General features: G+C 53.8%; 7 protein-coding genes. 6 read left to right on the plus strand and 1 reads right to left on the minus strand.

The features are described 5' to 3' along the window. Positions 1 to 5: 5 nt before the first annotated feature. A complete protein-coding gene (gene acnA / locus FKP33_RS26085; RefSeq protein WP_127609017.1) occupies positions 6 to 2,711 on the minus strand; it encodes an aconitate hydratase AcnA in 2,706 nt (901 codons plus the stop codon). 244 nt (positions 2,712 to 2,955) lie between these two features. Between acnA and FKP33_RS26090 the strand changes: the two genes are divergently transcribed. The 6 genes from FKP33_RS26090 (at position 2,956) to FKP33_RS26115 (ending at position 8,661) form a co-directional block, all read left to right on the plus strand. Next, positions 2,956 to 3,978, plus strand: a complete 1,023-nt coding sequence (locus tag FKP33_RS26090) for an amidase domain-containing protein (RefSeq protein ID WP_141336755.1) — start codon at positions 2,956 to 2,958, stop codon at positions 3,976 to 3,978. A 128-nt stretch (positions 3,979 to 4,106) separates the two neighbouring features. Beyond that, positions 4,107 to 5,243 carry a D-alanine--D-alanine ligase gene (locus FKP33_RS26095; RefSeq protein ID WP_127609019.1) on the plus strand — a complete coding sequence of 379 codons (1,137 nt, stop codon included), beginning with the start codon at positions 4,107 to 4,109 and terminating at the stop codon, positions 5,241 to 5,243. Between the two features lie 80 nt (positions 5,244 to 5,323). Then, a complete protein-coding gene (locus FKP33_RS26100) occupies positions 5,324 to 5,647 on the plus strand; it encodes a hypothetical protein (RefSeq protein ID WP_054798461.1) in 324 nt (107 codons plus the stop codon). A gap of 102 nt (positions 5,648 to 5,749) precedes the next feature. After that, a complete protein-coding gene (uvsE, locus tag FKP33_RS26105; protein WP_127609020.1) occupies positions 5,750 to 6,748 on the plus strand; it encodes a UV DNA damage repair endonuclease UvsE in 999 nt (332 codons plus the stop codon). A gap of 113 nt (positions 6,749 to 6,861) precedes the next feature. Next, complete coding sequence (gene fabI, locus FKP33_RS26110) at positions 6,862 to 7,629, plus strand: enoyl-ACP reductase FabI (RefSeq protein WP_054798462.1); 768 nt, start codon at positions 6,862 to 6,864, stop codon at positions 7,627 to 7,629. Positions 7,630 to 7,803: 174 nt separating this feature from the next. Further along, positions 7,804 to 8,661, plus strand: a complete 858-nt coding sequence (locus FKP33_RS26115; protein WP_127609022.1) for an inositol monophosphatase family protein — start codon at positions 7,804 to 7,806, stop codon at positions 8,659 to 8,661. Positions 8,662 to 8,995 lie beyond the last annotated feature (334 nt).

The raw sequence follows: 8,995 nt of genomic DNA on the forward strand, positions 1-8,995 counted from the left end.
TCGTTTTACGCCATGATCTGACGCAAGACGGTTTGCAGGATACCGCCGTTGCGGTAGTATTCCACGTCCACGTAGCTGTCCAGACGAGCAAGCGTCTCGAAGCTGAACGTTGTACCGTCTTCACGCGTAGCGTTGACAGTTACTTTCTGACCCGGCTGCACATCGTTGGAGAGGCCCACGATGTCGAACGTTTCACGGCCGGTGATGCCAAGCGATTTCCAGCTTTGGCCTTCGACGAATTGCAGCGGCAGCACGCCCATACCGACGAGGTTGGAGCGGTGAATCCGCTCAAAGCTTTCGGCGATAACGGCTTTGATGCCCAAGAGGAACGTACCTTTAGCCGCCCAGTCGCGGGAGGAGCCGGTGCCGTATTCTTTGCCTGCAATAACGACAAGGTTCGTGCCTTGCTCTTGATATTTCATGGAAGCATCGTAGATCGACATGACTTCGCCTGTCGGCAAGTAAGTCGTTACGCCGCCCTCGGTGCCCGGAGCCACTTGGTTCCGAATCCGGATGTTCGCGAACGTACCGCGCATCATCACTTCATGGTTACCGCGGCGGGAGCCGTACGAGTTGAAGTCTTCTTTCTTCACGCCGTGCTCGAGCAGGTATTTACCTGCCGGGCTGTCGACCTTGATGTTACCGGCCGGCGAGATGTGGTCCGTCGTAACGGAGTCGCCCATCAGCGCCAACGTTTTCGCGCCGCGGATATCGGCAATGTCGCTCAGCTCGGAGCTGAGATTCGTGAAGAATGGCGGGTTGGCGATGTACGTGGACTCATCCCAGGAGTACAGGTCGCCTTCCGGCACTTCGATCGCGTTGAAGCGCGGGTTGGAACGGAATACATCCGCATATTTTGCACGATACATCTCAGGGCTCATCGCGGATTTGATCGCTTCCTGAATTTCTTGCGAAGACGGCCAGATGTCTTTCAGGTAAACCGGCTCGTTCTTCTGATCGTAACCGATCGGCTCGTTCGCCAAGTCGATATTGACCGTACCGGCGATTGCGTAGGCAACGACGAGCGGCGGCGAAGCCAGGTAGTTGGCTTTCACTTGCGCGTGAACGCGGCCTTCAAAGTTCCGGTTACCGGACAATACGGCGGCTACCGTCATATCGTTGTCGGCGATCGCTTTGCTGACTTCGTCCGGAAGCGGACCGGAGTTCCCGATGCAAGTCGCGCAGCCGTAACCGGCAACGTGGAAGCCGAGCGCTTCGAGCGGCTCGATCAAGCCCGCTTTGGTCAGGTACTCGGTGACAACCAAGGAGCCAGGCGTCAAGCTGCTTTTGACGTAGCCCGGTTTACGCAAACCAAGGGCGACCGCTTTCTTCGCAACGAGGCCGGCGCCGATCATTACGCTTGGGTTCGATGTATTGGTACAGGACGTGATAGCCGCAATGACGACGGCGCCTGTGCCCATTTTGCTGACTTCGCCGTTCGGATGAGGTACCTCGACGACTTCGCTGATTTTCTCGTCCGACAGGCCGTATCCGCCTTTGTCGATCGGTGTGCGGATGATGCTGTTGAACGATTCTTTCATGTTCGTCAATTCGACGCGGTCTTGCGGACGTTTCGGACCGGCAAGGCTCGGTACGACGGAAGCGAGGTCAAGCTCGATCACGTCGCTGAATACCGGATCCGGCGTTGCGTCCGTGCGGAACATGCCTTGCGCTTTATAGTAAGCTTCGACCAATGCGATTTGGTTCTCGTCGCGGCCTGTGCTTCTCAAGTAGTTCAAGGATTCGGCGTCAACCGGGAAGAAACCGATGGTTGCGCCGTATTCCGGTGCCATGTTCGCAACGGTTGCGCGGTCGGCCAGGCTGATGTTGGACAAACCAGGGCCGTAGAACTCGACGAACTTGCCGACAACGCCTTTCTTGCGGAGCATTTGCGTGACGGTCAACGCAAGGTCGGTCGCCGTAGCGCCTTCTGCGAGCGTACCCGTCAATTTGAATCCGATAACTTCAGGCGTTATGAAGTACAGAGGTTGTCCGAGCATGCCGGCTTCGGCTTCGATACCGCCGACGCCCCAACCTACGACACCAATGCCGTTGATCATTGTCGTATGTGAGTCTGTACCGACCAGGGAATCCGGATAAACGAACGTTTCGCCGTCAACCGTTTTGGTAGCGGCTACGGATGCCAAGTACTCCAAGTTGACTTGGTGAACGATCCCCGTATCCGGCGGAACCGCACGGAAGTTGTCGAACGCCGTTTGCGCCCAACGCAGGAAACGGTAGCGTTCTTCATTGCGCTCGAACTCGATTTTTTCGTTGAATTCCAAAGCGTCTTTCGAACCGAAAGCATCAACCATAACGGAGTGGTCGATAACGAGATCTACCGGTACAAGCGGATTGATTCGTTTCGGGTCTCCGCCTGCGCGCTTCATTGTATCTCTCATAGCCGCAAGGTCAACGACAACCGGTACGCCTGTAAAGTCCTGAAGCACGATACGTGCGGGAATGAACGGGATTTCTTTGTTGGCGTCGCGCTCCACGGCCCAGTTTGCGATTTGTTTAACGTGCTCGGACGTAATCGCTTTTCCGTCTAATTGACGAATAGCCGCTTCGAGAAGCACTTTAATGGAGAAAGGCAGGTTATTGATCTTGCCGTGGCCCTGCTCTTCAAACGCCGGCAAGCTGTAGTAGTTGTACGTTTGGCTGCCTACGTTCAGCTGCTTGCGGACCGAGTATTGGTCTTTGTTAGACATGATGGCATTTCCTCCTTAAATCATCTTTAATAAAGCTGCGTGCGCTAAGTTTCACGTTATGAAACTTAATTTCACAAATTAGCCTTGCTTACAGTATACATGCTGCGGCCCCTCTTCGTAAAGGTTGTTTTGAATCATTTTTGCTTGTTTCGAGGCATAAGATGGGAATGAATTTACTTTCGGGTTCAACGATCATACGCTCGCCTTATCAAGTCTCTTCTATTAGGAAAGGGGTTTGGAAACCATGTCTTGGAGAACGACCCTTTATGAATATGTACATCACCGGAATCAAATGGAACTTGATTATTCCGTCGACCCGCTGCTTCCCTTCGTGCAGGACACCGCCTTCCTGCAACGGCAGCATACACAGCTGACCCGGCGCGCGGAAAGCGACCGCGACCGCAAGCTCGTTCCGGTTAAATGCGAGACGCGGCTCGTGATCGACCGGGTTTCGGAGCTGCCCGAGCACACGGTTGCGGAAGTGACGCTGAAGCGAACACAGTTCGGGCGAATCCGGGAAACCGTTCATGAAGAGCGTCGTATCGAGAAGGAGCGCCTCATCCTGCTCGCCGATTCGGACGGCTGGTCGATCTCCAGGATCGAAGCTTTGCGGACGGAGCAGGCTCTCCGTCTTCGTCCTGCGGCCCCTGGCGCGTGGCTTGAGGCCGAAGACGACGGCTCGTCCTTCGACTACATGCGCGCGCCTTCCGTTCCGTTTCTGAATCGCGATATGATCCCCGAATGGCCTAACGCCGTAGCGCGGGCCGTATATAATCGATATGCGGCGGCCTTTTATGCCGATTTATGGTGGGACAAAGAGAATCCCGCTTTTTTGACGTTTGAAGTCGACTGCACCAATTATGTGTCTCAATGCCTCTTTGCAGGCGGAGCGCCTATGAACTATACTGGTAAAAGGGATTCGGGCTGGTGGTACAAAGGCCGTGCCGGCGGACAAGAGCTGTGGAGTTTCAGCTGGTCCGTCGCCAACAGCTTGCCTTTTTATTTGCTGACGAGCAGACGCGGTCTGCGCGGGCAAGAGGTTTTTGCTCCGCAGGACCTCGACATCGGCGATTGCATCAGCTATGACTGGGACGGCAACGGCCGATTCCAGCACAGCACCGTCGTCACGGCTAAGGACGCGAACGGCATGCCGCTCGTCAACGCCCATACGATAAGCAGCAAGCACCGGTATTGGAGCTACACCGATTCCCATGCATGGACGGAACGAACGCGATATCGCTTCATCCATATTGCCGATTCGTTGTAGCCTTTGGAGACGAGACGTCCTACCTAGGTTTCGCTTTTATGCCGATGACCATGCAAATTATTTATATTGAAACCCGTCATGATGGTTCCACTTACATCATTATTTAAAGATGCGATCCGGAGGTTCTTATGAGCGACAAAATTCGAGTAGGCTTAATTTATGGGGGGAAATCGGGAGAGCATGAGGTATCCTTGCAAACCGCCCTTGCCGTCATCAAGGCGTTCGACCTGAATAAATATGAGGTCACCCCCTTTTACATAACGAAAACCGGCGAATGGCGCGCCGGGACGCAACTAACGGGGCCGGTGGAAACGGTGCAGGCGCTTACGTTCGACGGTCCCTCCGCATCGACCGGCGCTTTTGCGCTCCAGCCGATTTTCGGTTCGATTCAGCAGGCGCAAACCCGAACAACAGCGGCGACGGATACGGCCGGCCAAGCGGGTAAACCGTTCGATGTCATTTTCCCGCTGCTTCATGGCACATTCGGCGAGGACGGCACGATTCAAGGATTGCTCGAAATGGCCAATATCGCCTATGTAGGAACCGGGGTGCTTGCTTCTTCCGTCGGTATGGACAAAGTGATGATGAAGCGTGTATTCGCGCAAGAGGGCTTGCCGCAGTGCGTGTTCCGTCATTTCACTAAGACGCAATGGGAGAAAGATAACGCCTTCTTCCTCATGGAGATCGAAGTGTCCATCGGGTACCCTTGCTTCGTGAAGCCGGCCAACCTGGGATCGAGCGTCGGGATCAGCAAGGCGCGTACGCGCGAAGAGCTGATTGAAGCGGTCAACCTGGCGTTCCTTTACGACCGTAAAGTTATCGTAGAGGAGTTCATCAACGCCCGTGAAGTTGAGGTGGCGGTGCTCGGCAATGACGAACCGCAGGCTTCCGTCGTAGGAGAGATCGTATCCTCGAACGAATTTTATGATTATAAAGCCAAGTATATCGACGGCAAATCGTCGATGATTATTCCTGCCGAAATTCCACGGGAGACGTCGGACCAAATTCGCGAGCTGGCCATTCGCGCGTTCCTTTCCGTTGACGGTTCCGGTTTGTCGCGGGTCGACTTTTTCCTGCGCAAAGAAGATGGCGCGGTGTTCATTAATGAAATTAATACGATGCCAGGCTTTACCCCTTACAGTATGTACCCGCTCTTGTGGCGGGAAAGCGGCAAGCCGTACGGCGAACTGCTGGACGATTTGATTCAGCTGGCGCTTCAGCGCCATGCCGACAAGCAGCGTCTTCAGTATTCGTTTGACGTCTAATTCCTCCGCACTTGCTTTCTGCCGAAAGCATCCATTATGCTTAGGCTACATGCAGGTATTAGGGCGAAAGGAGCGGGCTAATGGGTTTTCAAACCGAGTTCAATTCCGTATGCAAGTTCAAATCGGAGCAGGAACTGTACGAACTTCTGGAATACGGCCGAGGTAAAATGGTCAAAAGCGGCTTCCGCGTCTTTCCGACCGGCCAGAAGGTCATCGCGTATACGCCGGATAACCGGGCGATTGCCATTGTGAAGATCTTGGCCTCGATTGCGGAAATCAACTTTCAAGGCGAAGAAGTGACGCAAGTGGAGATGGAGCTTGTGCGCAAGCTGAACGATGAGGAAGCTCGCGTGCAGACGGCGCTCGCGCACGAAATGTTTTTCGGCTCCAGAGAGCAAGGATAACTTTGGGAAACACCTCTTACCGGATCGGTAAAGGGGTGTTTAGTTTTTTTAACGCGGGCAACGTTGGGTAAGCTATATTTCAAACAGGAGCGTGATACTGGCATGTTAGTGCGTCTCGGCTATGTCGCCATGTCGGTGGCCGTCAAGAATGCCTCCCCGTCCAAAACGATGACCTACGCCAACTTCTCCAAACTGGATGATCGCGCAGCCGCCTTGCGCAAGCTGGAACGCATTGCCGGAGAGAACATTCAAAATACGCTGCGGTTGCTAAAGCATAACAGGGCTCACGATATCGAGATGTACCGGTGCTCCTCCAAGCTCATTCCCCTGATTGGTCATGAGGAGCTCGGCGATTGGGACCCGATCGGTCGTCTTGCCGATAATTTCGCGGAAGTCGGCCGTTATGCGATTCGGCACGGAATGCGGATCAGTTTTCATCCGGATCACTTTACCGTGCTCAGTACGCCGCGCAAAGACGTGCTGCAAAAATCTTACGCCGATCTGGAGCGCCACGTACAAGTCTTGGAAGCGATGGGACTGGACGCCTCTGCTAAATGCAACATTCATATCGGCGGCACCTACGGCAGCAAAGAAACAGCCGGGGGCCGTTTTATTCAAAATTTCGCCGCCATGTCCGAACGGATTCGCGAAAGAATTACGCTTGAGAACGACGACAAGACCTTCAACGCGCTTGAAACCTTGGAGATTGCCGAAGCCGTTGGGGTGCCGATGGTGCTGGACATCCACCACGATCAAGTGAATCCTTGCGGCCAAGAGGCGAAGTCGCTGTGGCCGCGAATCAGGCAGACCTGGAGCGGCTGCAAAGCCCAGCGCGATCCCGAGTCGGCAGCTGAGCCTGAGGAGCTGCCCCCGAAGGTTCACATCTCCAGTCCGAGAAGCGAGACAGATCCGCGCGGCCATGCCGACTATATCGAAACTCCGGTACTGCTCGCTTTCCTCCGCGCCGTGGCCCCGGTCACGCCGCGCCTCGATGTTATGCTGGAAGCGAAAATGAAAGACGACGCCCTGATGCAGCTCATGATTGCGGTGCGGGACGAGCCTGACGTAACCATTCGTACGCAAGCCTCGTTTGAGCTTTAGCGGCAGCATTTTCCGACAAAAAGCGCTCTTGAAATATTAGCTGAAATGAAGTACTTTGAGTAGGAAGAACGAGTACGAGCTTTATTTTTGGTGTAGAGAGGGGAACGGAATTTATGAGTTTGGTTGCAGGGAAAAACATCGTCGTCATGGGAGTCGCCAACGACCGCAGCATCGCATGGGCCATTGCCCAGTCCTTAGCCGCCCAAGGGGCAAATTTAGTGTTTACATATGAAAATGAACGGGTGGAGGAACGGGTACGCAAGCTGGCGGATACGATTCCGAACGCCGTCATCATGCCTTGCAACGTCACCGTCGACGAAGATATCGACCGGCTGGCCGAGTCGCTGCGCGGCCAATTCGGCGTGCTGCACGGTATTGTACATAGCATCGCTTTTGCCAAAACGGAAGAACTGGAAGGCCTGTTCGTAGGCACGTCGCGTGAAGGCTTCGCACTGGCTCACGATATCAGTGCCTATTCGCTCGTAGCCGTCGCTCAAAGGCTTCATCCTCTGATGACCGAAGGTGGCAGCATTATGACCATGACGTACCTCGGCGCGGAGCGCGCGATGAAAAATTACAACGTCATGGGCGTAGCCAAAGCGGCTCTTGAAGCCAGCGTACGTTATTTGGCCAACGACCTCGGCCAGTTCAACATTCGCGTCAATGCGATTTCCGCCGGACCGATTCGGACGCTGGCAGCCAAGGGCATTAAGGATTTCAATTCCATCCTGCGTACCGTCGAGGAGAAAGCTCCGCTGCGCCGTACGACCGATGTGGCGGAAGTCGGAGATACCGCGTTGTTCTTGATGAGTCATCTGTCCCGCGGCATTACGGGCGAAGTGATTTATGTGGACAGCGGTTATCATATTGTTGGCGTATAACCACCGATCAAGAACATGACAACCATCCGTAGCGAGTGACGTCCCGGGTGGTTTTTCCATTTGGACACAATTCCTTAACGTTTAGGCGAAACGACGTAGCCTTTTGAACGTATTTTCTCTATACTGTACATATTAGCTTGGGCTACCCAACGAATTGCAAAGGAATGATGGTTCATGCCGAATCAGGATACGACGTTCACCGTCGGAAGTAAAAGCTTTACCGCGGTAGCGATTAATACCGCCTCCAAGACCGGAGAATGGATTCAAAGCAAACTCGGCGATTTCAACACCTTACATACAAAGTACTCTCCGCATGATCTTGTGACGGAAGTGGATAAGGGCGCGGAGTTGATGATTCGGAAGTTGATTCATACGCATTTTCCAAGCCACGCTATATTGGGCGAGGAGGGCGTCGAACCCGGGCCGGAGGCGTCCAAAGCGGCGCTGGCCCAAGTAAGCGACGAGGAGTATTTGTGGATCATCGATCCGCTGGATGGTACGACGAATTTCGTACACGGCTTCCCGTTCTTCTCCGTATCTATCGCGCTTGCTTATCGTGGCGAGGTTATTGTGGGCGTGGTGTATAACCCGGTGCACAACGAGCTCTTTGTTGCGGAGAAGGGGAAGGGCGCTTATCTTCGCGGTAAAAGAATGCATGTTTCGTCAGAGACCGCGCTTCGCGATAGCTTGATTGCAACAGGCTTCCCGGCCGATCGCAAAGTCGCACTGGCCCACAACTTGAAGGGCGTTCAAGCCGTCAGCCCTTATGTACGCAATCTTCGTGTTGCGGGCTCGGCTGCGCTGCATATGGCTTATGTGGCGGCGGGTAGACTCAGCGGCTTCTGGGAAATCGGCCTGAATGCATGGGATATGGCTGCCGGAGCGCTGCTGATTCAGGAGTCCGGGGGGCGTGTGACGGATACGCTCGGCAACCCGTATCACTTGGGAGTCAGACATGTTCTAGCTACGAACGGACATATTCATGAGGAATTGGCTCATCATCTAGGAACCGCAGAGGCGACGGGATTATAGTTGAAAAAGGTAGGGAGGCCTTCGGGCCTCCCATTTTCTTGAACCGTTTTCTTCCCGGAAGGGGACCCGTCGGAGCCTTGTGTATCTCGATTCATTGATTTAAAAATCCGAGGGAGTAAGTGTTGCAATTGTTAATGGAGTGTGATATATTGTTCTTCCGGCCGATTGACCGGCAGGCGAAAACAGTCGATATGATGTCGATTGAGAAAAGTTTTTTTAAAAAAAAGACTTGCAATCGCCTGAATGGATATGATATATTATAAAGGTCGCTTTTGACGAGTTTGTAAAAACAAGTCGGAAAAACGACGGAAGGTTGACTATTGTCGAACTTCAA

Origin of the sequence: Paenibacillus sp. tmac-D7 (genome assembly GCF_006519665.1) — a bacterium.
In the GTDB taxonomy this organism is placed as follows: domain Bacteria; phylum Bacillota; class Bacilli; order Paenibacillales; family NBRC-103111; genus Paenibacillus_G; species Paenibacillus_G validus.

Excerpts from the sequence above, each read along its gene's own strand:
- fabI (WP_054798462.1), top strand. The coding sequence starts at position 6,862 with ATGAGTTTGGTTGCAGGGAAAAACATCGTCGTCATGGGAGTCGCCAAC.
- uvsE (WP_127609020.1), top strand. The coding sequence starts at position 5,750 with ATGTTAGTGCGTCTCGGCTATGTCGCCATGTCGGTGGCCGTCAAGAAT.
- FKP33_RS26095 (WP_127609019.1), top strand. The coding sequence starts at position 4,107 with ATGAGCGACAAAATTCGAGTAGGCTTAATTTATGGGGGGAAATCGGGA.
- FKP33_RS26100 (WP_054798461.1), top strand. The coding sequence starts at position 5,324 with ATGGGTTTTCAAACCGAGTTCAATTCCGTATGCAAGTTCAAATCGGAG.
- FKP33_RS26090 (WP_141336755.1), top strand. The coding sequence starts at position 2,956 with ATGTCTTGGAGAACGACCCTTTATGAATATGTACATCACCGGAATCAA.
- FKP33_RS26115 (WP_127609022.1), top strand. The coding sequence starts at position 7,804 with ATGCCGAATCAGGATACGACGTTCACCGTCGGAAGTAAAAGCTTTACC.
- acnA (WP_127609017.1), bottom strand. The coding sequence starts at position 2,711 with ATGTCTAACAAAGACCAATACTCGGTCCGCAAGCAGCTGAACGTAGGC.